This window comes from Paraburkholderia sp. J10-1 (assembly GCF_905220165.1).
GTDB lineage: Bacteria > Pseudomonadota > Gammaproteobacteria > Burkholderiales > Burkholderiaceae > Paraburkholderia.
The window spans coordinates 256,290-282,313 of sequence record NZ_CAJMYW010000008.1 but is presented as its reverse complement, the minus strand read 5'-3'; the positions used below and the strand labels follow the sequence as shown (position 1 = coordinate 282,313).

Annotated in this window: 23 protein-coding genes; 10 read left to right on the top strand and 13 right to left on the bottom strand. The window is 66.0% G+C overall.

Features of this window, described 5'->3' with window-relative positions; genetic code table 11:
• Positions 1-137: 137 nt before the first annotated feature.
• Together tal and U5A65_RS24740 are read left to right on the top strand one after the other, a co-directional pair.
• The gene (gene tal, locus U5A65_RS24745; protein WP_321936815.1) at positions 138-1,097 is read left to right on the top strand and encodes a transaldolase; all 960 of its coding nucleotides are present in this window, start codon (positions 138-140) and stop codon (positions 1,095-1,097) included.
• A gap of 265 nt (positions 1,098-1,362) precedes the next feature.
• Positions 1,363-1,788 carry a VOC family protein gene (locus U5A65_RS24740; protein WP_321947919.1) on the top strand — a complete coding sequence of 142 codons (426 nt, stop codon included), beginning with the start codon at positions 1,363-1,365 and terminating at the stop codon, positions 1,786-1,788.
• A 33-nt stretch (positions 1,789-1,821) separates the two neighbouring features.
• Here U5A65_RS24740 and U5A65_RS24735 read toward each other — a convergent pair whose 3' ends face one another.
• From U5A65_RS24735 to U5A65_RS24695, 9 genes are all read right to left on the bottom strand, one after another.
• The gene (locus tag U5A65_RS24735; RefSeq protein ID WP_321936875.1) at positions 1,822-2,946 is read right to left on the bottom strand and encodes an FUSC family protein; all 1,125 of its coding nucleotides are present in this window, start codon (positions 2,944-2,946) and stop codon (positions 1,822-1,824) included.
• Between the two features lie 226 nt (positions 2,947-3,172).
• The gene (mctP, locus tag U5A65_RS24730) at positions 3,173-4,723 is read right to left on the bottom strand and encodes a monocarboxylate uptake permease MctP (RefSeq protein WP_321936813.1); all 1,551 of its coding nucleotides are present in this window, start codon (positions 4,721-4,723) and stop codon (positions 3,173-3,175) included.
• The gene (locus tag U5A65_RS24725; RefSeq protein ID WP_321914734.1) at positions 4,720-4,956 is read right to left on the bottom strand and encodes a DUF3311 domain-containing protein; all 237 of its coding nucleotides are present in this window, start codon (positions 4,954-4,956) and stop codon (positions 4,720-4,722) included. Before U5A65_RS24725 ends, mctP begins: the two co-directional genes overlap by 4 nt.
• 312 nt (positions 4,957-5,268) lie before the next feature.
• The gene (locus tag U5A65_RS24720) at positions 5,269-6,204 is read right to left on the bottom strand and encodes a spermidine synthase (RefSeq protein ID WP_321914735.1); all 936 of its coding nucleotides are present in this window, start codon (positions 6,202-6,204) and stop codon (positions 5,269-5,271) included.
• 259 nt (positions 6,205-6,463) lie between these two features.
• The gene (locus tag U5A65_RS24715) at positions 6,464-7,084 is read right to left on the bottom strand and encodes a hypothetical protein (RefSeq protein ID WP_321914736.1); all 621 of its coding nucleotides are present in this window, start codon (positions 7,082-7,084) and stop codon (positions 6,464-6,466) included.
• A 113-nt stretch (positions 7,085-7,197) separates the two neighbouring features.
• The gene (locus tag U5A65_RS24710) at positions 7,198-7,692 is read right to left on the bottom strand and encodes a DNA-deoxyinosine glycosylase (RefSeq protein ID WP_321914737.1); all 495 of its coding nucleotides are present in this window, start codon (positions 7,690-7,692) and stop codon (positions 7,198-7,200) included.
• A gap of 18 nt (positions 7,693-7,710) precedes the next feature.
• Entirely contained in the window at positions 7,711-8,361 is a 651-nt protein-coding gene (locus U5A65_RS24705; protein WP_321914738.1) for a chorismate--pyruvate lyase family protein, read from the bottom strand.
• 114 nt (positions 8,362-8,475) lie between these two features.
• The gene (gene htpG, locus U5A65_RS24700) at positions 8,476-10,389 is read right to left on the bottom strand and encodes a molecular chaperone HtpG (protein WP_321914739.1); all 1,914 of its coding nucleotides are present in this window, start codon (positions 10,387-10,389) and stop codon (positions 8,476-8,478) included.
• Between the two features lie 124 nt (positions 10,390-10,513).
• On the bottom strand, positions 10,514-12,019 hold the full coding sequence (locus U5A65_RS24695) for a PLP-dependent aminotransferase family protein (RefSeq protein WP_321914740.1): 1,506 nt from the start codon (positions 12,017-12,019) through the stop codon (positions 10,514-10,516).
• Positions 12,020-12,210: 191 nt separating this feature from the next.
• On the opposite strand from U5A65_RS24695, the gene U5A65_RS24690 reads away from it, so the two are divergent.
• The 7 genes from U5A65_RS24690 (at position 12,211) to U5A65_RS24660 (ending at position 20,686) form a co-directional block, all read left to right on the top strand.
• Positions 12,211-12,900, top strand: a complete 690-nt coding sequence (locus tag U5A65_RS24690; RefSeq protein WP_321947917.1) for a VOC family protein — start codon at positions 12,211-12,213, stop codon at positions 12,898-12,900.
• Positions 12,901-12,922: 22 nt separating this feature from the next.
• Entirely contained in the window at positions 12,923-13,828 is a 906-nt protein-coding gene (locus U5A65_RS24685; protein ID WP_321936808.1) for a DMT family transporter, read from the top strand.
• Between the two features lie 110 nt (positions 13,829-13,938).
• Complete coding sequence (locus tag U5A65_RS24680; protein WP_321914744.1) at positions 13,939-15,147, top strand: PLP-dependent aminotransferase family protein; 1,209 nt, start codon at positions 13,939-13,941, stop codon at positions 15,145-15,147.
• Positions 15,148-15,198: 51 nt separating this feature from the next.
• Entirely contained in the window at positions 15,199-15,663 is a 465-nt protein-coding gene (locus tag U5A65_RS24675) for a RidA family protein (protein WP_321914745.1), read from the top strand.
• 127 nt (positions 15,664-15,790) lie between these two features.
• Positions 15,791-16,669 carry a PhzF family phenazine biosynthesis protein gene (locus U5A65_RS24670; RefSeq protein WP_321947915.1) on the top strand — a complete coding sequence of 293 codons (879 nt, stop codon included), beginning with the start codon at positions 15,791-15,793 and terminating at the stop codon, positions 16,667-16,669.
• Positions 16,670-16,983: 314 nt separating this feature from the next.
• Positions 16,984-19,356, top strand: coding sequence for an EAL domain-containing protein (locus U5A65_RS24665; protein ID WP_321914747.1), 2,373 nt, complete (start codon positions 16,984-16,986; stop codon positions 19,354-19,356).
• A gap of 112 nt (positions 19,357-19,468) precedes the next feature.
• A complete protein-coding gene (locus U5A65_RS24660; RefSeq protein WP_321936806.1) occupies positions 19,469-20,686 on the top strand; it encodes a chromate transporter in 1,218 nt (405 codons plus the stop codon).
• A 20-nt stretch (positions 20,687-20,706) separates the two neighbouring features.
• On the opposite strand, the gene U5A65_RS24655 is transcribed toward U5A65_RS24660, so the two are convergent.
• The 3 genes from U5A65_RS24655 to U5A65_RS24645 are packed head-to-tail and all read right to left on the bottom strand — an operon-like array spanning position 20,707 to position 24,377.
• Positions 20,707-21,729, bottom strand: a complete 1,023-nt coding sequence (locus tag U5A65_RS24655) for a histone deacetylase family protein (protein WP_321947913.1) — start codon at positions 21,727-21,729, stop codon at positions 20,707-20,709.
• 23 nt (positions 21,730-21,752) lie between these two features.
• On the bottom strand, positions 21,753-23,012 hold the full coding sequence (locus U5A65_RS24650; RefSeq protein WP_321947911.1) for a Zn-dependent hydrolase: 1,260 nt from the start codon (positions 23,010-23,012) through the stop codon (positions 21,753-21,755).
• Positions 23,013-23,057: 45 nt separating this feature from the next.
• On the bottom strand, positions 23,058-24,377 hold the full coding sequence (locus U5A65_RS24645; RefSeq protein ID WP_321947909.1) for an MFS transporter: 1,320 nt from the start codon (positions 24,375-24,377) through the stop codon (positions 23,058-23,060).
• 151 nt (positions 24,378-24,528) lie between these two features.
• Between U5A65_RS24645 and U5A65_RS24640 the strand changes: the two genes are divergently transcribed.
• On the top strand, positions 24,529-25,479 hold the full coding sequence (locus U5A65_RS24640; protein WP_321914752.1) for a LysR family transcriptional regulator: 951 nt from the start codon (positions 24,529-24,531) through the stop codon (positions 25,477-25,479).
• A 65-nt stretch (positions 25,480-25,544) separates the two neighbouring features.
• Here U5A65_RS24640 and U5A65_RS24635 read toward each other — a convergent pair whose 3' ends face one another.
• A complete protein-coding gene (locus U5A65_RS24635; RefSeq protein WP_201693629.1) occupies positions 25,545-26,003 on the bottom strand; it encodes a CopD family protein in 459 nt (152 codons plus the stop codon).
• Positions 26,004-26,024: the final 21 nt, after the last annotated feature.

Sequence of the window (26,024 nt, the reverse complement as noted above, 5' to 3'; positions counted from 1 at the left end):
GTCCATCCGCGCGTGCCGGGCCGCAACGGCGCAGCGCCATTTCGCGTTCCGCCCGGCGCGCCTCAGGTTCACGCCTGAAGCGCACCGGCCGTTCAACTCTCACCGATGCAGGCGCGCACGCGCCCACAAGGCCTGACATGACTACCGCACTCGACCAGCTCAAGCAGTACACCACCGTCGTCGCCGACACGGGCGACTTCCAGCAATTCGTGCAGTACAAGCCGCAGGACGCGACGACCAACCCGTCGCTGATCCTCAAGGCGGTCCAGAAAGCTGAGTACCGTCCGCTGCTCGAAAAAACCGTACGCGATCACGCGAGCGAATCGCTCGAGTCGATCATCGACCATCTGCTGATCGCGTTCGGCACCGAAATCCTCAAGATCATTCCGGGCCGCGTCTCGACCGAAGTCGACGCCCGCCTCTCGTTCGACACGAAAAAGTCGATCGACAAGGCCCACCACATCATCGACCTGTACAAGCAGGCCGGCATCGGCCGCGAGCGCGTGCTGATCAAGCTCGCCTCCACCTGGGAAGGCATTCGCGCCGCCGAAGCGCTGCAAAAGGACGGCATTCACTGCAACATGACGCTGCTCTTCTCGCTCGCGCAAGCCGCCGCGTGCGCCGAAGCGGGCGCGCAGCTGATCTCGCCGTTCGTGGGCCGCATCTACGACTGGTACAAGAAGGCCAAGGGCGCCGACTGGGACGACGCGAAGGACGGCGGCGCGAACGACCCGGGCGTGCAGTCGGTGCGCAAGATCTACGCGTACTACAAGAAGTTCGGCCACAAGACCGAAGTGATGGGTGCAAGCTTCCGCAACACGAGCCAGATCGTCGAGCTGGCCGGCTGCGACCTGCTCACCATCAGCCCGGACCTGCTGCAAAAGCTCCAGGACAGCACCGAGAAGGTCGAGCGCAAGCTTTCGCCGGAAGCGTTCAAGGACGCGAAGATCGAGCGCGTGGCCGTGGACGAGCCGTCGTTCCGCTTCCAGCTCAACGAAGACGCCATGGCGACCGAGAAGCTCGCGGAAGGCATCCGCGCGTTCGCCGCCGACGCGATCAAGCTCGAAAAGATGATCGAAGAGCTGCGCGCGAAGTAACGCGCCGGCGCTCCATGCAGAGCGCATCGAACCATCGATGACCGAGGGCCGCACATGCCGCATGTGCGGCCCTTTCTGTTGCGTGCGGGCGAGCAACGTCCGTTCCCGTCTGCGCTCTCGCAAACCCTGACGACACATCGCTCGGTAATGCCCAGGCGCGCGCCTAGAATCAGGGCAGCGGTGCAACCCGCCGCATGATCCGGCCCCGTGCCTACCCGCGCACGATAACCGGCCGGCCAACGTCCCGTCCGCAAGGAAACCGACGATGCAAATCCAGCCCTACCTCTTTTACCCCGGCAATTGCGACGAAGCGATCGCCTTCTATGGCGAAGCGCTCGGCGCGAAGGAAGTGATCAAGATGCGCTTCAAGGAAGCGCCGCCGGACCCCGCCCGCCCCATGCCGCCCGAACTCGCCGAAAAGATCATGCACGCGACGCTCCAGATCGGCGACGCGCAGATCATGGTGTCCGACGGCGGCTGCATGACGCAGAACGACAAGTTCCTCGGCTTCGGCGTCTCGCTCACCGGGCCCGACGTCGCCACGGCCGAGCGTTACTTCAACGCGCTGGCCAAAGGCGGCACGGTCACGATGCCGTTTGCGAAGACCTTCTGGTCGCCTGGCTTCGGCATGCTGACCGACAAGTTCGGCGTGCCGTGGATGGTCACGGCGCCGCACGACCAGGCCGCCTGACCCCGCGCCGCAGCCGGCGTTGCGCGCCCGGCGTCACACCATGCGGTGCGTCGCGGCGCGCTCGATGTTCCAGCGCGGTTCGGTTTCAAGCAGGAGCGCGCGCAGGCGCTCCACCTGCTCCTCCACACGCAGGCTGAGCCAGTACGGCCCCTGCATCTGCGGCTCCTGGCAGCCCTGCGGCGCCTCCGGCATGCCTTCATGGACGCCCGCGCCCGCCTCGGCCGCCGTATCGTCCTCTGCCCCGCCGTCCACCCATGCCGCAACCGGGCGCAGCGCCTGCTGCGCCGCCTCGGGGTGGCGCCCGCCGCCAAATCGCAGCGCCCGTGCCGTGGCGAGCAGCGCACGGCGCACGGTCTCGCTGCGCTCGGCGAACGCCTCGCGCACGAGCGACTGCTCGTAGCTGCCCGTGCCGGTGCAGAGCATCTCCAGCGCGCTCAGGAGCGAGCGATGCAAACGCTGCACCTGTTCGAGCTGCGCGAGCGGCACATCGATCTCCTTGGCCACCGAAGGCATCAGCGCGCGCAGCTGCACGAGCCGTGCGTTCAGGCGCATGAAGGTCTGCACCTGGTCGTCCGAATCGACGTGCACGCCGCTCGCCACCTGCGCGTACACGCGCGCGCATTCGCGCAGATTGTCGGCGAGGCTGTAGCGCCACGAATACGTGGCGTGCAGCGGCAAGGCGAACGAAAACACGAGCGCGATGACGATGCCGAGAATCACGTTGAGCGTGCGCCAGAGGCCCGTATCGATGAGGTTGTCGCCATGCCCCGCGACGATGCACATGGTGATGGCGGCAAGGAGGGCGACGTAGCCCGGCTTGCCAATGGCGTAGTACCCGCACACGGCCGCCACGAGCGACATCAGCACGTAGGTAAGCGGCACGGAGCCCGTGATGGCCTGCACGACGATCAGCACGAGCCCGATCACTGCGCCCAGCATCGTGCCGAGCGCACGCTCGGCGGCCTTCTTGCGGATGTTGCCTTGGTGCTGCAGCCCGCCGATCACGACGAGCAGCGTGACCGACGCCCAGATGCCATGCGGAATATCGATGCCCGAGGTCGCGAGAATCGAGGCGAGCATGGCGAGGCCCACGCGCACGCTGTGTATCACCTTGGCATTGCGGTAGCGGTAGTACGGCGACGTCAGCGCACGCCACATGCGCGCGAGGCGCGAGCGGCGGCGCGGCGTGCGCACGCGTCGCGCGCCGCTGTGCGCGGACCGGGAGCGGGATTCGGTTTCGGATGGGGCCATGGCGCGGGCTGGACGTGAGCCAAATCAGCCGCCATCGTGCACCAGAAAAACAAATGCCCGCAACTAAGTGTTGCGGGCATTGTCGGCAAGTCCGGACCGGCGGTGCGCGCCGGGCCGAAGTGTACCGAGCGGATCAGCCCTCGACGACGTCGAGATAGTCTTCCGGACGCGTGCGGTCCTGGCTCTTCTGCATGCCAACCAGATGCACGAGCGCCGACACGACAACCGAGACCACGAGGTTCACGATCAGCGACCACACCGCGGCGTAACCCGGAATCGCCATGCCGAACAGGTGGATCGTGAAGATCGAGCCTGCGAGCTTGAGCGAAATGGCCATCCACGTGCCGGTGCCGATGCCGACCGCCCAGCCCACCAGCAGGCCGCGGTAGTCGAGCATGCGCGTGTAGAGACCGAGCACGATGGCGGGCAGCGTCTGGATGATCCAGATACCGCCGAGCAGCTGCAGCTGGATCGCGTACGTGAGCGGCAGGCCCAGGATGAACGCCACCGCGCCGACCTTCACGATCAGCGAGACCAGCTTGGCGATGTTGGTCTCCTGCTCGTGATTCATGTTGCGGTTGATGAACTCCTTGTGGATGTTACGCGTGTACAGGTTGGCCGCTGCAATCGACATGATCGCGGCGGGCACCAGCGCGCCGATACCGATAGCGGCGAACGCCACGCCCACGAACCACGACGGGAAGAAGTGCAGGAACAGCGCCGGCACCGCGAAGTTCGGACCGAAGGCCTTGAAGTACGGCGCGAATTCCGGCATGTCCTTCACGCCCGCGGCGAGCGCCATGTAGCCGAGCAGCGCGAGCAGACCGAGCACGAGCGAGTACGCGGGCAGCATCGCCATGTTGCGGCGGATGGTGTTGCCCGACGACGACGACAGGATCGCCGTGACCGAGTGCGGGTACAGGAACAGCGCGAGCGCCGACCCCACCGCGAGCGTCGCGTAGGCGCTATATCCGTTCAAACTCGCGGCATCCGGCGACTTGAGCAGCAGCTTGGCCGGCGGCACCGCGCCGAAGATGTGGCCGAAGCCGCCCATCTGCGCGGGAATCACGATGATCGCGACGATGATCGTGATGTAGATGAGGATGTCCTTCACCACCGCGATCATGGCCGGCGCGCGCAGGCCCGAGGTGTACGTGTACGCGGCGAGAATCGCGAATGCGATGATGAGCGGCAGGTCGCCGACGAAACCCGTTGTGTCGAAGCCAAGCGCGCCGATCACCACTTCGATACCCACCAGCTGCAGCGCGATATACGGCATGGTCGCGACGATACCCGTCACGGCGATGGCGAGCGCGAGCATGCGGCTGCCATAGCGCGCGCTTACGAAGTCGGCCGAGGTGACGTATTGATGGCGCTTCGCGACGGCCCAGAGCTTCGGGAACACGACGAACGCGAACGGATAGATCAGGATCGTGTACGGCAGCGCGAAGAAACCCGTTGCGCCCGCACCAAATACGAGCGCCGGCACGGCAATGAACGTGTATGCGGTGTAGAGGTCGCCGCCGAGCAGGAACCACGTGACGATCGTGCCGAAGCGGCGGCCGCCGAGGCCCCACTCTTCGAGATGTGCGAGGTCGCCCTTGCGCCAGTGCGCGGCCACGAAGCCGAGAACCGTGACGCCAAGGAAGAACAGGATAAAGACAATCGTTGCTGTAACGTTCATTGCGCGCCCCCTGCATCGCCCTTGCGGCGAGTCTTCGTCTTGAAGTAGACGAGCGCGGTAATGGCAGCGCTAATCAGCACCCAGAGAAGCTGATACCAGTAGAAAAACGGGAAGTCCCACAGAGTGGGTTCGATCTTGTTGTACGACGGCACCCAGACCATCGCGATCCAGGGCAGCAGCAGAAGCCACAGCCAATGCTTGCTTGATTTTCCGGCGTCGGCGTCGTGAGCCATGACGTCTCCTCGTTGCTTATGTAGTTATGCGGCGTTGCTCTGTTCGCGGTCCGCCGTCCGGCCCGTCTGGCGTATAGCGGCCGATGGCCTCACAGACGGATAGCCCGCAAGGTCCCCGAAAGCGCTGAAAAGAGTATCGAGGCCACGCCGCACGGTCAAGCAGGGCGGACCCGAATTTCGAGGACGTTGTCAAGAGCCAACGGCTTGCGCCAGGTCCAGGAGATCGTCCGCGGATGCCTGGTGCGGGCGAAAAAAAACCGGCCCTGAGGCCGGTTTTCTGTGCTGAAACGGCGTTGCCGCCGTTCGCGCGGATCAGATCGAGAACGTCGCGCCGTTCTGGCCGCTCGATTCGCGCAGCGCCTTCACCCACTGGTGCGCCGGCAGGCCGAGCTTGCTCTCGAGCAGGCGCGCACGCTTTTCGAGGGCCTCGTACGTAACTTCGAGCGCCGGGCCCGAAAATGCGAGCGCCACGCGATTGCCTTCGTGCACTTCGGGCAGCGCGATCACGCGGCCGTCGAAGGCTTCATTCAGGCGCTTCATGTTGCGCACGAAGCTCGGGTGGTCGCCGAACAGGTTGATCGTCGCGACGCCGGCATCGGTCAGGCACGCGCGCACGGCGCGGTAGAACGCCACGCTGTCGAGCACCGGGCCGCGCGCGGTCGCGTCGTACACGTCGATCTGCAGCGCGCCGATCGTGCCGTGATTGGCGCGGTCCTGCACGAAGTCCCACGCGTCGAGTTCGCGCACGGTGAGACGCGCGTCGTCGTACGGCAGCTCGAACATCGTGCGCGCGGCCACGACGACCGCCGGATTCAGCTCGATCGCCTCGACCTTGGCCGGACGCAGATAGCGATGCGCGAACTTGGTGAGCGCAGCCGCGCCCAGACCCAGTTGCACGATGCGCTCGGGCGTGGCGATAAAGAGCAGCCACGCCATCATTTGCTGCGCGTATTCGAGTTCGATGTGCAGCGGCTTCGAAAGACGCATCGCGCCTTGCACCCACTCCGTGCCGAAGTGGAGATAGCGCACACCGCTCTCTTCCGAGAACGTGACCGGCGCGAAACGCGGCTTGCGCGGCGCTTCGATGACCGGAGCGTTGTCGAGGTCGTCGGCGGCTGCAGCGGCTGCGCGGCGCGGGCGCTTCGTGACCTTCGCGGTCTTGCCCGCGGGCTCGCCCGATTGCGTCGCGTTGCCGGATTGCTTGAATGCGCGGGCCTCGGCGGAGGCGCGCTTGATGAGAGTCGTCATGGAGAAAATCGCTTGCTGTGGGGTCGCAAATTCAGGGGCATCTGCCCGGGCGACCGAGAGCATAGCATTCGTGGCGCTTCGCGCCTGATTTGGCGGCCACTTCGCGCGCGGGACCAGACACTCGCGCGGCTAAGTGGCTGCGCGCTTACGCCTGTATGTGCCAGCGCTCAGAGGCGCGCGGGGCGCCGTTTCGACCGTCGCTTTCGCGCTGACATTCGAACGTCGGTTCTGCGGCAGACACCGACGTTCGCCCAAGCCGTTAAAGCTTCGCAGCGTTTGGCTGCTGTGCGGTTTTTGACGCGTCCGGCGCGACCGGCTGATTGCGCGTCCAGTTGATGAATCCATTCAGCATCGGGTGAAACAACGGATCATCCAGTCCTGCCATGTTGAAAGCGGTCATATCGATCAGCAGAACGGTCTTTCCGGTGCTGGCGTCGATCGCCTTCAGCGTTCCCTCGAAGTTGTAGCCGCCCTTGAACACCGCATTGGGCTCGACGATAAGGAACGGACCGATCTCCTTGCTGAGGTTATTGAGTCCAACGAGATCGGACACACTCGGAACCTTGCTGCCCAGGTTGCGTTCAATAACGATCGCCTGCAAGTCATCCTTCGTCACGACCTGCTTGAAGACATGCATATCCTTAAGGGCCGCCACAAAAAAATCGACAAATCGCGGATTCGGATTTTCCGCGTTGATCTTCAGATAGACCATCTGCGTGTAAGCCGGATCAAACTTCTCCGCTACGCGAATATCGGCGGGCTTCAGTTCGGTGTGGGTGGAATACAAGCCCGAAGCTGGGTCCGGTTTCTCGACATGCAGCGTCGTATTGCAGCCTGCAAGCAGGCCGGCGAGCAAAAATGCAAAGACGAAACGAAGCACCACTCCTCCTTAAATGAATGACGTCTCCAGTGCAATATCGGCATAGGACATAAAACCTTAAGCCTTGCAAAACTGGGCCTCGTCATGGCGCTTCGATCGCGATCAATGCCCGTTCAAATCGACTGTCGTAGTTGTCGCCAAACGGCGAGCTTTTCCGCGTACGGAACGGAGGCATGGGCCGGGCTGCTCGACGGCAGGCGAAGCAGCCGATATCGATCGCCACACTCGCCAAGTGCCTTCACGCCAATCTTCGCTGCCGTCCCGCCATTGAAGGCAATGGTCGACAGATTCGGCAACGCCTCGATAAGCGCAATCAAATCATTGGCTGCATGGTCTCGTATCTGGCTATCGAGGCTTCCAGCGCGACGAGCCTGAGCGACCACGTCCCATAACCCAAAGCGGTTTTCGAGCAACGTATCGAGACGCGCCGCATAGTCCATGTCGACCAGATTACGACCGATCACCTCGCCCACCAGATGCCAGAACTTGTTCTGCTTATGCGCGTAGTACTGCTGATGTGCAAGCGACGCCTCGCCCGGCAGACTGCCGAGAATGAGCACGCGCGTATGCGCATCGACGACGGGATCGAAGCAGGTCTTGAAGGTCATGGCAACAGGGCGCGACGTTCAACGCGGCGCGTGATGCGCGCGCGAGGCCGTGTGATCGAGCGGGCCGCGCTCGCGGCCGAGATGCACGCCGGTTTCCTGGGTGAGCGGAGCGCTCGCGAGACGCGACCATAGCGCGGGCAACATGCATTCGGTCACGAGTAGCGGCGCGCCCGCGCGCTCGAACACCGAGCGGCGTGCGACGAACCGCGCGTGCGCCGGCTCGGGCGCGCTCTCGCGAGCCGCAAGCGCATAAAGCGGATGCCGCGCGCTCACGCGCCGGCTCACGAGCGCCGAGCGAGCCACGCCGCTATCGCTATAGAGCAGCTCCGCGAGCGGCCGCGTGCGCAGGCGCCGCATGGCCTGCCACACGCCATGACTCGCGGCGAGCGGCGTCACGCTGTGCGCGGCGACGAACGGCACGCCGTCGACTTCGAGCACGATCTCGCGCACCCACGCGCGCTCGCGGGGCGCGAGGCCGAGCGCGGCGCATTCGTCGGACCACGGCATATCGACGGCTTCGCGCGTCACGCGCACGACCACGCGTCCGAGCGTGCGCAAATGCGCCGTGAGCGAACCGCCGCGCGTGAGCCAGTCCTTCTGGTCGGCGCTCAAGGCGGGCAAGGGCGTGACGCGCCAGTGCGCGTTAGCGGCATCGAATCGGAGAGGCATGGCGCGCATTATAGGCCGCGAGGATTTCAGTTCGCTGCGAGCGGGGCGGACAAAAGAAAAACCCCTTGCGGCGGGCAGCCACAAGGGGTCTCGGACACAACGCTGCGTGACGCCTTAGCCAGCGCGCCCCATCAACAACGCATTCGTGCGCTTCACGAAACTCGCCGGATCCTCCAGCGCGCCGCCTTCCGCCAGCAGCGCCTGATCGAACAGCAGATTGCACCAGTCGCCGAAGTCCGCGCTATCGGTGCGCAGCGCCTTCACGAGCGGATGCTCCGGGTTCACTTCGAGAATCGGCTGCATCTGCGGAGCCTGCTGCCCCGCCGCCTTCAACATGCGCTGCAGATAACCGCTCATGTCGCCTTCGTCGGCCACGAGGCACGAGGGCGAATCGGTCAGGCGGAACGTGAGGCGCACGTCCTTGGCCTTGTCCTTGAGTGCTTCCTTCATGTGCTCGACGAGCGGCTTGAGTTCCTCGCTCACCTTCTCCTGCTGCTGCTTTTCCTCGTCGTTGAGCGCGCCGAGGTCGAGGTCGCCGCGCGCCACGCTCGCGAGCGGCTTGCCGTCGAACTCGTTCAGGAACGACAGCATCCATTCGTCCACGCGGTCGGTGAGCAGCAGCACTTCCACGCCCTTCTTGCGGAACACTTCGAGATGCGGGCTGTTCTTCGCGGCCTGCCACGTGTCGGCGGTGACGTAGTAGATCTTCGTCTGCTCGGGCTTCATGCGCGCAACGTAATCGGCAAGCGCGACGGTCTGCTCGTTCGTGTCGTTGTGCGTGGACGCAAAGCGCGCCAGCTTCGCCACACGCTCGCGATTGGCGTGATCCTCGCCAATGCCTTCCTTGAGCACCTGGCCGAACTCGGTCCAGAACGTCGTGTACTTCGCCTTGTCCTCTTCGCTTGCTTCGGCGTCCGTAACAGCGCCCGCCATTTCTTCGAGCATCGAGAGCACGCGCTTGGTCACGCCGTCGCGAATCGCCTTCACGTCGCGGCTTTCCTGCAGGATTTCGCGCGAGACGTTGAGCGGCAGATCGCTCGAATCGACCACGCCCTTCACGAAGCGCAGATAGTTCGGCAGCAGTTGCTCGGCGTCGTCCATGATGAAGACGCGCTTCACATACAGCTTCAGGCCGCTCTTGTGGTCGCGGTTCCACATGTCGAACGGCGCATGCGACGGCACGTAGAGCAGCTGCGTGTATTCGCTGCGGCCTTCCACGCGGTTATGCGTCCACGCGAGCGGATTCTGATGGTCGTGCGCGAGGTGCTGATAGAACTGCTGATACTGCTCGTCGCTGATCTCACTCTTCGAACGGGTCCACAGCGCGCTCGCCTGGTTGATGGTCTCGTACTCGTCCTTCGTGACCATCTCGCTCTTTTCGGCGTCCCATTCTTCCTTCTTCATCTCGATGGGCAGGCCGACGTGGTCCGAATACTTCTGGATGATCGACTTGATCTTCCAGGCGGAAAGCAGTTCGTCCTCGCCTTCGCGCAGATGCAGCGTGATCGTCGTGCCGCGCTGCGCGCGCTCGATCGTCTCGACGGCGAACTCGCCCTCGCCCGCGCTCGTCCAGCGCACGCCTTCGGCAGCCGTCAGGCCCGCGCGGCGGCTTTCCACCGTGATCTTGTCCGCGACGATGAAGCCCGAATAGAAGCCCACGCCGAACTGGCCGATGAGCGCCGCGTCCTTCTGCTGGTCGCCCGAGAGCTTGCCGAAGAATTCCTTCGTGCCCGAGCGCGCGATCGTACCGAGGTTCGACACGGCTTCGTCATGGCTCATGCCGATGCCGTTGTCGTCGATCGTGATGGTGCGCGCGTCCTTGTCAAAGCCCACGCGAATGCGCAGGTTCGGATCGTTTTCATAGAGCGCGCTGTTCGCGATCGCCTCGAAGCGCAGCTTGTCCGCCGCGTCCGATGCGTTCGAGATCAGCTCGCGCAGGAAGATTTCCTTGTTGCTGTACAGCGAATGGATCATCAGGTGCAGAAGCTGTTTCACTTCTGCCTGGAAGCTCATGGTTTCTTGTGCCATGGTCGAGGGTCCTCTTTCGTTGCAGTTCTGGTCTGACAAATTGATGGCCGCAAGTGCTCAGCGGCGCGCCGCACGCGCAGTTGGGGACAGACGGCGCCGGTTTCAAGAGCCGCCGGCCGCGAAATCACGCTTGTGCGCCGCCGCCGCGCCGGGCCACGCCTTCGAGATAGTCGGCGAGGAATGCAGGCAGCGCCGGATCGCCGCAGTTGGCGATGTTGAAGCGCATCCACGTGGTGGGCGACTGGTGCGGCGAAAAAAGGCTCCCCGGCGCGAGCAGGAAGCCCGTCTCGTGGCCCGCCGCGGTGAGCGCGTCCGCGTCGACGCCGGTATCGGCCCACAGGAACATCCCTGCGCCGGGCGCCGCGAAAAGGCGCAAGCCGGCGCGCTCCAGCATGCGCGCCGCCTTGTCGCGCACGCCGTCCAGCCGCCCGCGCAAGCGCTCCACGTGGCGCCGGTAGTGGCCCTCCGTGAGCACGCGGTAGAGCACGCGCTCGTTGAGCTCCGGGCTCGTCATGCCGACGAGCATCTTCTGGTCCGCCACCGCTTGGGCCACGTCGAGCGCGCTCGCGATATAGCCCACGCGCAGGTTCGGGGCGAGCGTCTTCGAAAAGCTGCCGAGATAGATCACGCGGCGCAACTGGTCGAGGCTCGCGAGGCGCGTGGCCGGATAGCCCGCCGGGCAGAGGTCGCCGTAGATATCGTCTTCGACGACGATGAAGTCGTACTGTTCCGCCAGCCGCAGAATGCGGAACGCTTGCGCGGCCGTGAGTGACGTGCCGGTGGGGTTTTGCAGCACCGAGTTGATCACGAGCATCCTGGGCCGCCAGGTTTCGACCAGCGCTTCGAGCGCGTCAAGGTCCGGCCCGTCGGGCGTGTACGGCATGCCGACGAGCCGCGCGCCCTGCGAGGCGAAGCGCCCGAACATCTGGAACCACGCGGGGTCGCCCACGATCACCGTGTCGCCGGGCTGCACGTAGATGCGCGCAAGCAGGTCGATCGCCTGGGTGATACCCGAGACGAGCACGATCTGGTCGGGCGTCGCGCCGATCTCGAGTTCCGCCATGCGCGTCTGGAGCTGCTGGCGCAGCGGCAGAAAGCCTTGCGGCGAGCCGAAGCCGAGCAGTTGCGTGCCGCTCTGCCGGCCCAGCGAGCGCATTGCGCCGGTCAGCAGTTCGCCGTCCAGCCAGCGAGCAGGCAGATAGCCAAGACCCGGCCCTTTTTCCGGCCGCGTGGAGGTGTGAAGCATGTTGCGCAGCAGCCAGACCACGTCGATGGTGGACGGCGCGGGCGCGGCGGCAGTCATCGCACCCTCGGCACGGACCGCAGCGCCTGCCGTCACCGGCGCGCGTTCGCCGCCCGCCACGAGCGCCAGCCGCTCGCGCACGTAGAAACCGGAACCGCGCCGCGAGTCGAGGTAGCCCTGCGCGACCAGACGCTCGTACGCCTCGACCACCGTGAAGCGCGACACGCCCTTGTCGAGCGCGAGCTTGCGGATGGACGGCATGCGCATGCCGGGGCGGAACACGCGCTCCTCGATGCGGCGGCGGCCCCACTGCACGAGCTGGTCGACGAGCGTGAGCGTGGCCGCGTCGTGCGGGGCGGGAATCTGGTCTAGCGGGACGGAGGACATGAGGACTCCCGGAACTCGAACTGTACAGAGCACTATCGGGCCGATTGTACCGTTACTGTCCGCAGCCATACCGGTACATTTGATCGCATGCGTACCGGTAAGGATTCGGTGGAGGCGTCGGCACACTGTTGCGGCGCGCGCTTCCGCCCTCTTCGCTCCGGCCCCGAGATCACTCCGCGCCCCGTCCTGACATGAACGCCTCGCCGCTTCGCCTCGATCACCTCGTCGTTGCCGCGCGCACGCTGGAAGAAGGCGTGCAGTACGTGAGCGACGCGCTCGGCGTCGCGCCCGCGGGCGGCGGCGCGCACCCGCTCATGCGCACGCACAACCGTCTGCTCGGGCTGTGGGGCGGCGTCTACCTGGAAGTCATCGCGATCGATCCCGCCGCGAAAAACGACGCGAACGCCCGCGCACGCCTGTTCGCGCTCGACGATCCCACCGTGCAGGCACGCCTTGAACAGGGGCCGTATCTGTCGCATTGGGTCGCCCGCGTCGATCCGCCGAAAAACCTGGCGCGCTGGCGCGAACAGTATCCGCAGCGCATTCCCGAACTCGTGCCGATGACGCGCGGCGATTTTTCGTGGCAGCTCACGGTGCCGCGGGACGGCGCGTTCCCGGCCTGGCAAGGCGCGGGCGACGGCATTCTGCCCTCGCTGATCCAGTGGGATACGGCCCATCACCCGTCGCAGGTGCTGGCCGACACCGGCATCGCGCTCACGTCGCTCTCCGGCTTTCACCCTCAAGCGCAAGCGGTGCGCGAGCAGCTTCAGTGGCTCGGCGCGACGCACTTGATCGCCGTGGAGGAAGCCCTCTCGCCCGCGCTCGTCGCGCAGTTCGAAACCCCGTCCGGTCCGCGCACGCTCGGCGCGCCGGCACGTTGATCCGTCGAGCGCAAAGTCCCGCATGAAAGCACGCGAAACCCAAGGCATGCTGCTCGGCCTCATCGGCGTCATGATCTTCAGCCTGACCCTGCCGATGACGCGCATCGTCGTCGCCGAATTCAATCCGCTCCTGAACGGCCTGGGCCGCGCGCTCGCCGCCGCCGTGCCGGCCGCGCTGCTGCTCGCCATCCGCCGCGAGAAACGGCCCACCTGGCCGCAGGTCAAGAGCCTTGGCGTGGTGTCGCTTGGCGTAATCGTCGCGTTTCCGGTGTTTTCCGCCATTGCGATGAAGACCGTGCCGGCCTCGCATGGAGCCATCGTCAATGGGCTCCAACCGCTCGCCGTGGCGATCTACGCCGCGTGGCTCTCGCACGAACGGCCCTCGAAGGCGTTCTGGGTCAGCGCGCTGATCGGCAGCGCGCTCGTGGTCGCGTTCGCGCTCCAGGCCGGCGGCGGCGCACTGCACGCGGGCGATGCGTGGATGCTCATCGCCGTGGGCATCGGCGCGCTCGGCTACGCCGAAGGCGCGCGCCTCGCACGCCAGCTCGGCGGCTGGCAGGTAATCTGCTGGGCGCTCGTGGTCTCGGCGCCATTCCTCGCGCTGCCGGTCGGCTGGCTCGCCTGGGCGCAGCATGTGGCGCATCCCGGCCCCGTTGCGATGAAAACCTGGCTCGCTTTCGGCTACGTCACGGTGTTCTCGCAGTTCATCGGCTTTTTCGCGTGGTACGCGGGGCTCGCCATGGGCGGCACGGCGCGCGTGGGCCAGGTGCAGCTGCTGCAGATTTTCTTCACGATGGCGTTCTCGGCGCTCTTTTTCGGCGAGCAGGTTGCGCCCTCGGCCTGGCTCTACGCGGCCGCCGTGATCGCCACCGTGGTGCTGGGCCGGCGTGCGGCGATCCGCACGGCCCCGGCGCCCGCGCGCGCATGAGCCGGTTTCGCGTCATAATCGAAGGTTTTCGGCGGCATCCGGCGGCGCGTGATCGCGCCCCATGCCGCCAGTGAATTCAGTCACTCGCCCCACCCCAACAAGGAGACCCCATGGACCAGAGCGATCTCAAGGCCGCGCCCGCGTGGCAACTGTCCGAGCGTGCAATCAAGCTGACCAGCTCGGCGATTCGCGAAATCCTGAAGGTCACCGAGCGTCCCGAAGTCATTTCGTTCGCAGGCGGCCTGCCCGCGCCGGCCAGCTTCCCGGCCGAGGAAATGCGCGCCGCCGCCGACCGCATCCTGCGCGACGACCCCGCAGCCGCGCTCCAGTACAGCGCGACCGAAGGCTATATGCCGCTGCGTGAATGGATCGCCGCACGCCACTCGGTGGGCGGCGTGAAGGTGCGCCCCTCGCAGGTGCTGATCACCACGGGCTCGCAGCAGGCGCTCGACCTGCTCGGCAAGGTGCTGATTTCGACCGATAGCCCCGTGCTCGTGGAAACGCCCACCTACCTCGGCGCGCTGCAGTCGTTCTCGCTCTACGAGCCGAAGTACGTCCAGGTCCCGACCGACGAAAAGGGCCTCGTGCCCGAAGGCCTCACGCCCGAACTGACGGCCGGCGCGCGCCTGCTCTACGCGATTCCGAACTTCCAGAACCCCACGGGCCGCCGCCTGCCGCTCGAGCGCCGCCAGGCGCTCGCGGAGTTCGCGAAGCGCGCGCCCTTCCCCGTGATCGAAGACGACCCCTACGGCGCGCTGCTTTATGCGGGCGAGCCGCTGCCCACGGTCCACTCGCTCGCGCCCGAGCATGTCGTGCATCTCGGCTCGTTCTCGAAGATCCTGGCGCCTGGCCTGCGCCTCGGCTACATCATTGCGCCCGAAGATCTGCACTTCAAGCTCGTGCAGGCCAAGCAGGCCACCGACCTCCACACGCCGACCTTCACGCAGCGCATCGTCTACGAGGTGGTGAAGGACGGCTTCCTCGACACGCACATCCCGAAGGTGCGCGCGCTCTATCGCAACCAGTGCGAGGCGATGCTCGACTCGCTCAAGCGCAACATGCCCGAAGGCGTGAGCTGGAACCGCCCCGAAGGCGGCATGTTCATCTGGGTGACGCTGCCCTCGAACATCGACAGCATGAAGCTCCTCGCCGAAGCCGTCGCGCAGAACGTGGCCTTCGTGCCCGGCGCGCCGTTCTTCGCCGACGAGCCGCAACACAACAAGCTGCGCCTGTCGTTCGTCACGGTGCCGCCCGCGAAGATCGAAGAAGGCGTCGCGAAGCTCGCGGCCCTGATCCGCGCGCACGCCTCGCACGCCTGATAGGCACGGCAGGTTTTTTCCGACTCAATACCCGAACGAGGAATCCTGATCATGGCTGACATCAACATCTACGACCGTCTCGAACAGCTCGGCATCACCCTGCCCCAGGCAGGCGCACCCGCCGCGGCTTACGTGATGAGCGCCCAGAGCGGCAACACGGTGTACCTGTCGGGTCACATCGCGAAGAAGGACGGCAAGGTGTGGGCCGGCAAACTCGGCGAGTCGCTCACGACCGAAGAAGGCAAGGCTGCCGCACGCTCGATCGCGATCGACCTGATCGCCACGCTGCATGCCCACACGGGCGACCTCAACAAGGTCAAGCGCGTGGTCAAGCTCATGAGCCTCGTGAACTCGACGCTCACGTTCACCGAGCAGCACATCGTCACGAACGGCGCTTCGGAGCTGATCGCCGACGTATTCGGCGAGAAGGGCAAGCATGCACGCTCGGCGTTCGGCGTCGCGCAGATTCCGCTTGGCGCGTGCGTCGAGATCGAGCTGATCGCCGAAGTCGAGTAAGCAAGCTTTGGTAACGTGCGCGGGCCTGCATCAAGGTCCGCGCACTTTCACGCAGTCTTCTGTTGCGCGTTCGCGCAATCGGGCGCATCTTCTCGCGCCACCCCTCCCCCTCTACGATCGTCCCGCCATGACCCTGCACAGCGTCCGCTTCAAACAGGTCGACGTCTTCACGTCGGTACCCTTCAAAGGCAACCCGCTCGCCGTGGTGTTCGACGCCGATGGCTTGAGCGGCGACGCAATGCAGGCCATCGCGCGCTGGACGAATCTCTCGGAAACCAGCTTCCTGCTCGCCCCGACCGACGTGCGCGCCGACTATCGCGTGCGCATCTTCACGACCAAGGGCGAGCTGCCCTTCGCGGGCCACCCGACGCTCGGCACTGCGCACGCGTTCCTCGAAAGCGGCCGCACGCCGAAAACGCCGGGCCGCCTCGTGCAGGAATGCGGCGCCGGTCTCATCGACCTGGCAGCAGGCGAGAACGGCGCATGGGCTTTCGCCGCGCCGCCCGCGCGGATCACGCCGCTCGCCGCCGCGCAGTTTGATGCACTGCGCACTGCGCTCCGCTCGCAAGCCATCGACTTCACGGCGACGCCTTGCGGCGTCGATAACGGCGCGCCGTGGCTCGTCGTGCGCCTCGCATCGGCGCAGGCGGTGCTCGCGCTCGACGTGGACTACGCGGCGATCGAAGCCGTGGCCGCGAGCGTGGGCGCGCACGGCGTGGCTGCCTATGGCCCGCATGAGGCCGGCGGCCCCGCCACCTTCGAAGTGCGCTGCCTGATGACGGGCCTCGGCAAGGGCGAAGACCCCGTGACCGGCAGCGCGAACGCCGCCATCGCCATGCTGCTCGAACAGCAGAACCGGCGTCCGGGCGCCCGCTATACGGTGCGCCAGGGCACGGCGCTCGGGCGCGACGGGCGCGTGCACGTCGAATATGACGATGCGGCGAACAAGATCTGGATTGGCGGTCATTCATTAACCGTCGTCGACGGAACCTGCCAGCTCGGCTAAGCGCCAGCAGCGCCCTTCTCATGCATGGTGCATGGCCCACCATGCGCCGCTGCGCATCTATGCACCGCACATGGGCATCGCGCGCGTGTTGAGGTAACCCTCGCGTATACCCGGGGGACCACAGCTTCCTTAATCATTCCCCAACCATTAATATCGAAACATCGGACGCATGACGCGTCCGGCGTTCATTGCTCGCGCGCAATGCGCGTATTCCCCAGCCACCCGTTATTCATGCCGCCGACTCAACTGAGCGCATCGTTGCCGTTCTGCCCACCGCATCCGCGGTGCGAACTCACGCGCCTACGGCGGCCGAGATGAGCGCCACGCGGGGTCCGTTCTCGCGCGATTCGAGCCTGCGCAACGCGCCTGGCCCGGCATACACGCGCCCGCGCGCGTTGCTTGCCATTCCGCTGCTCGGCGTGCTGGTGCTCTTGCTGCTTTGGGCGGTGATCTTCACGCGCCTCTCGGTCGAGAAGGAAGCGACCCTGCGCGAGGCCACGGCCTCGGCGGCGATCCTCTCGGCGGCGCTCGAACAGCACACCGTCAAGGCGATCCACCAGGTCGACCAGATCACGCGCTTCGTGAAGTACGAGTTCGAGAAGTCGCCGGGCCGCTTCGATCTCGCGAGCACGGTCGAGAAGGGCGTGGTGCAGAGCGACTCGCTCGTGCAGGTGTCGATCATCGACGAGCACGGCAAGCTCGTTGCCAATACGGCCGACCCGAACCCCAAGCCCATCGATCTCTCGGACCGCGAGCACTTCAGGGTGCACGAGCACGAGAACGACGATCAGCTCTTTATCAGCAAGCCGGTGCTCGGCCGCGTGTCCGGCCACTGGACCCTGCAGATGACGCGCCGCCTCAATCACCCGGACGGCTCGTTCGCGGGCGTCGTGGTCGTGTCGGAAGACCCGAGCTATTTCACGAGCGACTTCTACAACAACGCGGCGATCGGCCGTGACGGCGTGATCGCCGTGATCTCGGACAGCGGCGCCGTGCTCGCGCGCCGCACCGGCAGCGCCGAACGTGCGAACGGCACGTTCTCGGCGAGCGGCGTGTATCCGATCTCGGAGCACGTATCGGGCACCTATGTCGACCCGATCGATCACGTCACGCGCATTGTCTCGTACCGCCATATCGACGGTTATCCGCTCGCCGTGCTGGTCGGTCTCTCGCAAGCCGAGGAGTTCGCCGACTACAACCACACGCGCGACGTCTACCTGATGATGGCGACGTTCATCTCGCTCGCCATGCTGTCGTTCTTCGCCGTGGCCACGGGGTTGATCGGCAAGCTGCTCGGGCGCGAGCGCGAAATGTCGCAACTCGTGCAGTACGACCTGCTCACGGGCCTGCCCAACCGCTACGCCACGCTGCAACGTCTGCGTCACGAAGTCTCGCAGCCAGGCAACCTCGGGCGTCTCGCCATTCTCTTCATCGACCTCGACAACTTCAAGACCGTCAACGACACGCTCGGCCACAACGCCGGCGACATCGTGCTGCAGATGAGCGCCGCGCGCCTTGCCGACGCCGTGGGCGGCGCGGGCACGCTCGCGCGCATCGGCGGCGACGAGTTCGTGGTGATCGTGAAGGGCGACGACATCGAAAAGCGCGCCATCGCGCTCGCCGAAGCGACCAATGCCGCGTTCACTCATCCGTTCGACGTGCGCGGCAGTGCGTTCGTGCTGCATGCGAGCACCGGCATCGCGCTCTTCGCCGTCGCGCACGAGAGCGAAATCGATCTGCTCAAGAAGGCCGACCTTGCGATGTACGCCGCGAAGGAGGCCGGACGCAACTGTTTCCGCTTCTACTCGCCGCAGCTCGCACACCGCGCCGACCACCTGATGAAGTGGGAGCAGCAGTTGCGCGTTGCGCTCGCCGAGGACCAGCTCTTTCTCGCCTACCAGCCGAAGATCGATTTGCGCCGGCGCTGCATCACGGGCTTCGAGGCGCTCGTGCGCTGGAACCATCCGCAATACGGGCTCATTCCCGCGGGCGAATTCATTCCGGTGGCCGAATCCACGGGCCTCATCGTGCCTGTGGGCGATTTCGTGATCCGCACCGCCTGCGCCCAGCTCGCTCAGTGGCAGCAGCAAGGCTATGAGTCGCTCACGCTCGCCATCAACATTTCGGCGGTGCAATTCTGGCGAGGCGACCTCTACGAGACCGTGGCGCACGCCATCGAAGAAACCGGCATCGCCGCGCACCGGCTCGAACTCGAGATCACCGAAACCGCGATGATGGAGTACCCGGAGCTGGTGTCGGAGAAGATCTTCGCGTTGAAGCGTCTTGGCGTGCGCGTCGCGCTCGACGACTTCGGCACCGGTTATTCGTCGCTCTCCTACCTGAACCGCTTCGCCGTCGACACGCTCAAGGTCGACCGCTCGTTCGTGCAAGCCATTCCCGCGGACCGCAGCGTGTGCGTGATGGTCTCCGCGATCGTCAACCTTGCGCGCTCGCTCGGGCTCACGGTGGTCGTAGAGGGCACCGAAACCGAAGAGCAGATCGCATGGCTCTCCGCGCTCGGGCCGATCGAGGCGCAGGGCTTCCTGTTCTCGCGCCCCGTGCCGGTCGAAGGCGTGGCCGCGCTGATCGAGCGCTTCGGCGTGTGCAGCGCAACGCAGCCTGGCGCACAAGCCGCTCGCGAAGATCACCGCAACGAGCGCCTGAGCGACGCACCGCAATCGCGCTGACGTGTGTCATTGCGCAGGTTGGGCCCATTTTCTGCGCACTTTCTGGTGACTTCCGCGAGCCGCGTGCTTTCGCGCACAGACGCCCACGCCCCCTCGCACGCATGATGCAGCCATGCAAACTCGCACCGACGAAGCGATCGCGGCCCCTGGTACAGGCACATTCCGCGACAACGATGAACCGCTCCTGACGCTCTTTCGCGTTGTGCTGACCGTTTCCGCGGTCTCGTGGGGCGGCCTCGCGCTGATGGCGCAACTGGAGCAGCACTACGTGGAGCGCGAAGCGCGGCTCACGCCAACCGCGTTCTCGGATCTGGTGGCGCTCGCCTGGATGGTGCCGGGGCCGGTGGGCTGCAACGTCGCGGTGCAACTCGGCCATGCGCTGCGCGGGCGCGCGGGTGCGTGGATCGCGGGCGTGGCAAGCGTGCTGCCGTTCTTCGCGCTGATGACGGCGTTCGCCGTCTTCTATCGCACGCCGCTCGTGCACTCGATTGCCTCACGCACGCTGCTCGACCATTTCAGCGTCGTGCTCGCCATGCTGATTGGAGTAACCTGGTACCGTCAAACCCGCGCGCTCGTACGCGGCCCGCTCGAATGGGGCGTGGCGCTCGCGGCTTGTGCGACGCTCGCGCTCGCCGCAAGCGCCGCGGCCTACGTGGCGATTCTGCTTGTCGCGTTTGCCGCGGGCTGGCTCGCGAGCCCCGTGCCTTCGCAGCGGCTCGAATTGCGCGTGACGCGGCGCGACGTGCAGTTACTCGCCGCGCTTGCGGCGCTGATCGTCGTGTTCGCGCTGCCGCTGCCACACCCACTCGACGCAGCGCTGCTCTGGCCGCGTCTCGCGGGCGCGGGCATGACGTTGTTCGGGGGCGGCTTTTCCGCGCTGCCCGTATTGAAAACGCTGTTCGTCACGCCGGCGGTGGGCATCACCAACGACGACTTCACGCTGGCGTTCACGCTCTCGCCGCTTTCGCCGGGGCCGCTCTTGAACGTGGTGCCCTTCTTCGGCTATCTCGTGGATGGCTGGGTCGGCGCGCTCGTCGCCACGCTCGCGCTCTTCGTGCCTTCGGGCTGCCTCGTCGTGCTCGCGCGGCGGCACCTGCATCGCATGAAGGCGAACCCGCGCTTCGAGCACGCCATGCGCGTGCTGCGCGCCGCGACGACCGCGTTTCTCGCCATCGCCGTCTGGCATATCGCGCGGCACGTGCCGCCGCATCCATCGTATCTGCTGACGGCCGTGTTCTCGGCGATGTGCTTTGGCAAGCTCAAGCTCCCCGCTTACGCGGTCTACGCGACGGTCGGGCTCGCGTGCGGGGCGTGGCTGCTTTGGGCCTGAAACGCGCGTTCACACGCTGATCAGCGCGCGCCCATCAAGCCACCGAAGAACGCGCGCGCGTTGTCTTCGAGGCTTTCGAGGTGATAGCCGCCCTCCTGCACGATGACCGAAGGCAGGTTAAGCGCGCCGATCGCCGTGCCGAGCCGCCCGAAGCCTTCGGTGCTCACGGCAACCTTCGACTGCGGATCGTCCTTGTAGATGTCGAAGCCGAGCGCAAGCACGAGCGCGTCCGGCTCGAAGCGCTTGAGCACGCGCAGCGCCGACTCCACGCGCTCGAAGAACACCGCCTCGGATGCGCCGTGCGGCATCGGCAGATTGACGTTGTAGCCCTCGCCCGCGCCATGGCCGCGCTCGTCCTCGTAGCCCGCGACCACCGGATAGAAGTTGGTCGGGTCGCCATGGATCGAGATGTAGAGCACGTCGCTGCGGCCATAGAAGATTTCCTGCACGCCCTGGCCGTGGTGCATGTCGGTGTCGAGGATCGCCACGCGCTTGAAGCGGCTGCGCAGCGACTGCGCAGCGATAGCCGCATTGTTCAGATAGCAGAAGCCACCCGCCGCGTCCGCGCGGGCATGATGGCCGGGCGGACGCGACAACGCATACGACTCGCGCGCGCCTTCGTTCACGCACGCCGCTGCCGCCAACGCGCTTTGCGCCGACCAGTAGGCCGCGCGCCACGTGTTCGCCCCCACGGGGCAACTACCGTCCGCGAGATAGCGCGCCGCCTGCGCGAGTACGCCGCGCAGCGGATTCGGCTCGCGCACGTAGATGTTCGACATCACTTCTTCGCCCCAGTCTTCGGGCACGCGCTTCCATTCGGTGTGCGCTTCTTCGAGAAAGCGCAGATAGTTCATGTCGTGCACGGCGGCGATGGGCGCCGTGCCGAAGTCGGCGGGCGCCGCTACGTCGAAGCCGAGCGAGCGCGCCGCGGCAACGAGATGCTCGGCGCGCTGCGGCACTTCCTGCGGCTCACGCAGCTGGCCGCGCGAAAAATAGGCGCGCGGACCGTGCAGCAGCTGATCGGGGTGGAACCAGGTTTTCATGTTCAGTTCTCCTTCTATTTGTTTCACGCGGTGGCGGCGACAGCGACGCGCACGCCCGCACGCGCCGCAACGGCGTTGAGCAGCACGTTCGCGCCAGCCGTGACGTCTTCCGGCAGGGCGTCTTCGGCTTCGTTGTGCGACAAGCCGCCTACGCAGGGGATGAACACCATCGCGGTTGGGCAGTAACGCGCGAGGTGGATCGCGTCGTGGCCCGCACCGCTCACGATACGCTCGTGCGGATAGCCAAAGCGCTGCGTTGCATCGGCCACCAGCGCGACGCACTGCGCGTCGAAGGGCGTGGCCGGGCTCGTCCAGCAATGCGCGATCTGCACGCCGAGGCCACGCGCCGCGGCCACCTCCTCGCATAGCGCGCGTAAGTCGCGCTCCATCGCGTCGAGTTGCGCATCGTCGGGATGGCGCAGATCGACCGTAAAGGTCAGATTCGCCGCGATCGTGTTGCGCGACGAATTCGCGATCTGCGCCTGGCCGATCGTCACGAGACCGCGCGGCGCGTAGCGCGCCATCACGCGCTCGATGTCGAGCGACATTTGCGCCGCGCCAAACCACGCATCCTTGCGATAGTGCATCGGCGTCGTGCCCGCATGCGCAGCCACGCCCGTCACACTCACGTCGAACCAGCGGATCGCCTGGCCACCTGTCACGATGCCGATGGTCGTGCCGTTCGCCTCCAGAATCGGGCCCTGCTCGATATGCGCTTCGAAGTAGGCGTCGACGGCCACGCCTTGCACGGCGCGCGTGCCGCGCGCGCCGCATGCGTCGAGCGCGGCGCCGAGCGTCACGCCATCGGCGTCCGTGCGCGCCAAGGCGTCCGCCAGCGTCATCGCGCCCGCGAACACGGCCGAGCCCAGCATCGCCGGCGTGAAGCGCGCGCCCTCCTCGTTGGTCCACGAGCAAATCTCGATGGGCTTCACGGTGCGCGCACCCGCGTCGTTGAGCGCGCGCACGACTTCGAGCGCGGCGAGCACGCCGTACACCCCGTCGAAGCGGCCACCTTCGGGCTGCGTGTCGAGGTGGCTGCCCATCAGCACGGGCGCGGCCTGGGCGTCATCGCCCTCGCGGCGCGCGAACAGGTTCCCCACTGCGTCGGTCCACACCGTCATGCCCGCCTCGCGGCACCAGCGCGCGAACAGGTCGCGTCCGCGCCGGTCTTCTTCCGTGAGCGCGAGACGGCGCACGCCGCCGCCCGCCGTCGCGCCAATGCGCGCCATCTCCATGAGGCTCGCCCACAGGCGCGGGCCGTCGATCTGCAAAAGGTCTTTCATCGGTCCATCCATTTCAGTCGAACTAATCAGTACACCTGCACAGCATCAGTGCGCGCTCAGCGCTTCGGCTGCCGCTTCGTCATGCGCATGGGCGTGGCGGCGCGCGTCGAGCGCGACGATGCACAGCAGCGAGACGCCCGCGAGGCACGTATAGAACACGGCGAGCGGCCACCACTGCCCCACATAGCGATGCGCGAGCCACGTGCCGACGAGCGGCGTGAGGCCGCCCGCGATCGCGCCGCACACCTGGTAAGAGAGCGAGATCGCGGAGTAGCGCACGCGCGTTGCGAACACACCCGAAACGAAGCCCGCGATCACCGAATAGAAGCTCGCCATGCAGACCACGGCGATCGCGATGCCGATCACCATCGGCACGACCTTGCCGCTTTGCACGAGCACGAACATCGGATATGGCGAGAACATCGCGGCGATAGCGGCGCACTTGAGGAAACGCGCCCCGCCCATGCGTTCCGCGAGCCAGGCGGCGAGCGGCTGCACGAGGAACTGGATAATCGCGACCGCGAACAGGCAATCGAGAATGACCGAGCGCGTGATGCCGACGTACTGGGTGGTGTACGCGATCATGAACGTGTTGGTGAAGTACACGCCCGCAATGCCGATGGTATTCGCGCCGATGCACAGCAGCACGAGGCCCCACGCCGAGCGGAACACTTCGGCCACGGGCAGCTTGAGCGTGCGGCGCTGATCCTTGAGCTTCTCGAACTCGGGCGACTCGTTCACGCCGAGTCGGATCAAGATGCCGACCACGAGCAGCACCGCCGAAACGAGAAACGGCAGACGCCAGCCCCACGAAAGAAAGTCGGCCTTCTCGAGCGAGGTGACCGAGCGGAACGCCAGCAGCGAGAGAATGAGCCCCGCGGGCGAACCCAGCTGCGCAAACGAAGCGAAGAACGTGCGGCGGCCTTCGGGCGCGTGCTCGCCCGCCATCAGCACGGCGCCGCCCCACTCGCCGCCCACGGCGATGCCCTGCACCACGCGCAGCAGCACGAGCAGCACGGGCGCGAGCATGCCGACGCTCGCGTACGAAGGCAGCAGGCCGACACACACGGTGGCGACGCCCATCATCATGAGCGTAGTCATGAGCGCCTTCTTGCGGCCAATGCGGTCGCCGAGGTGGCCGAAGATCAGGCCGCCCAGCGGGCGCGCGAAAAAGCCGACGGCGAAAGTCGCGAACGACGCCATCGTGCTCACGAAGCGGTCTTCGGAAGGGAAATACAGCTCGCCGAACACGAGCGCGGCGGCCGTGGCGTAGATGTAGAAGTCGTACCACTCGATCATCGTGCCGATGAACGCCGCGGCGGCGGCGCGCACCGGCTGGCGGGTGCCGGGTTGTGGGTTAGGCATGCGTCGGTCTCCTTCAGGCGCGTTTGAGATGAATTCGTGTTGCATGCACGCTTTATCGCCAGCCACAAATCATTAGTCAAATTTCGCGTTATTATTCAGCGCATAAATTTAGCTAATACCAGTGGCGCAGCCCCGCGCCGGGAGATCGCCCATGCGCGCCGACACCACCCGCTTTCTCAACGACCGTCTCGACTGGAACCTGCTGCGCACCTATCTCGCGATCATGCAGGAGCGCAGCCTGAGCCGCGCGGCCGCGCGCCTGTACGTCACCCAGCCGGCCGTGAGCCAGGCGCTCAAGCGCCTCGAAGACGCGCTCGGGCGCAAGCTCATCGAGCGGCGCGGCGCGCAGTTCGTGCCGACCGAAGCGGGCGAAGAGGTCTATCGCATTGCGAGCGACATCTACGGCACGATTTCCCAGCTCGAAACCGGGCTCGACGAGCGCACCGCCGACATCACCGGCTCGATCCGCCTGCTCACGGTGAGCCGCATCGAGTCGCGCGTGTACGACGAATTTCTCGCCGAATTCCACACGGCCTACCCGCGCGTCGACCTGCAGATCGAGGTCATGCGCTCGTCGGACATCATCTCGTCGCTGCTGCAGAAAACCGCGACCGCGGGCTTGAGCCTGTGCCGCACGCCCATCGACAAGCTCGACATGCGCTGCTTCCTGCGCCAGCGCTATGCGATGTTCTGCGGCCGGCATCACCGGCTCTTCGGGCTTTCGCAACTGACGATGGACGATCTGCTCGCGGAGAACTTTGTCTCCTTCACGAGCGACCAGATCGGCGACAGCCTCTCGCCGCTCACGGTGTTTCGCGATCAGCGCGGCTTCACGGGGCGCATCGTGGCGTCGTCACCGAGTCTCGATGAAGTGCGGCGGCTGATCTTCGCGGGCTATGGCATTGGCTGCCTGCCCGAGCATACGGTGCGGGACGATCTGGCGCGGCAGCGCCTGTGGCGGCTGCCGCCGGAGGAAGGGCTCGTGGACGTCGACATCCACTTGCTGTGGCATCGCGAGCGCAAGCGCAATGCGGCCGAAGAAGCGTTCTTCGACGCGATGGAGCGCTGCATGCAGCGCCACGCGCTCGCGGAGCGCCTGTAGACCCTCAGGCGCGGGCCGCGAACGTTGCGGGAGAAACGGGGAGAGACGCGGAAATGAAGCGCGGATCAGAACCCGCGCGCGAGCACGGCAACGCCGATCGTCACGATGCCTAGCACGAGATTGATGACAACGAGCCGGCGCACGGTGCCCACGGCGCGCGCACCGTCGGGCCACTTCTGCGCCTGCACGGCGCGGCGAATGCGCGGAAACACGGCGAAGCGGATGTGGCCGAAGATCAGCATCATCAGCACGCCGAGGCCTGCCATGGCATGCAGTTGCCAGGTGGCGTGCTCGCCGCCGAGTTGCATGAGCAGGAAGCCGCCGGAAAGCAGGATCACGATGACCGAGACGCCCACCCAGTTGAAGAAGCGGCCGAACACCGATTCGATGAGCGGCAGGCGCAGTTGCGGCGAGAGGTCCTCGAGCGCCGGGCGCAGACAGAAGTGCGCGAAGATCATGCCGCCCACCCAGACGGCGACGCCCAGCAGATGCAGAAAGAGCGCGACTGCGATCGCGTGGCCCATGCTTGTATTTCCTCGTAACGT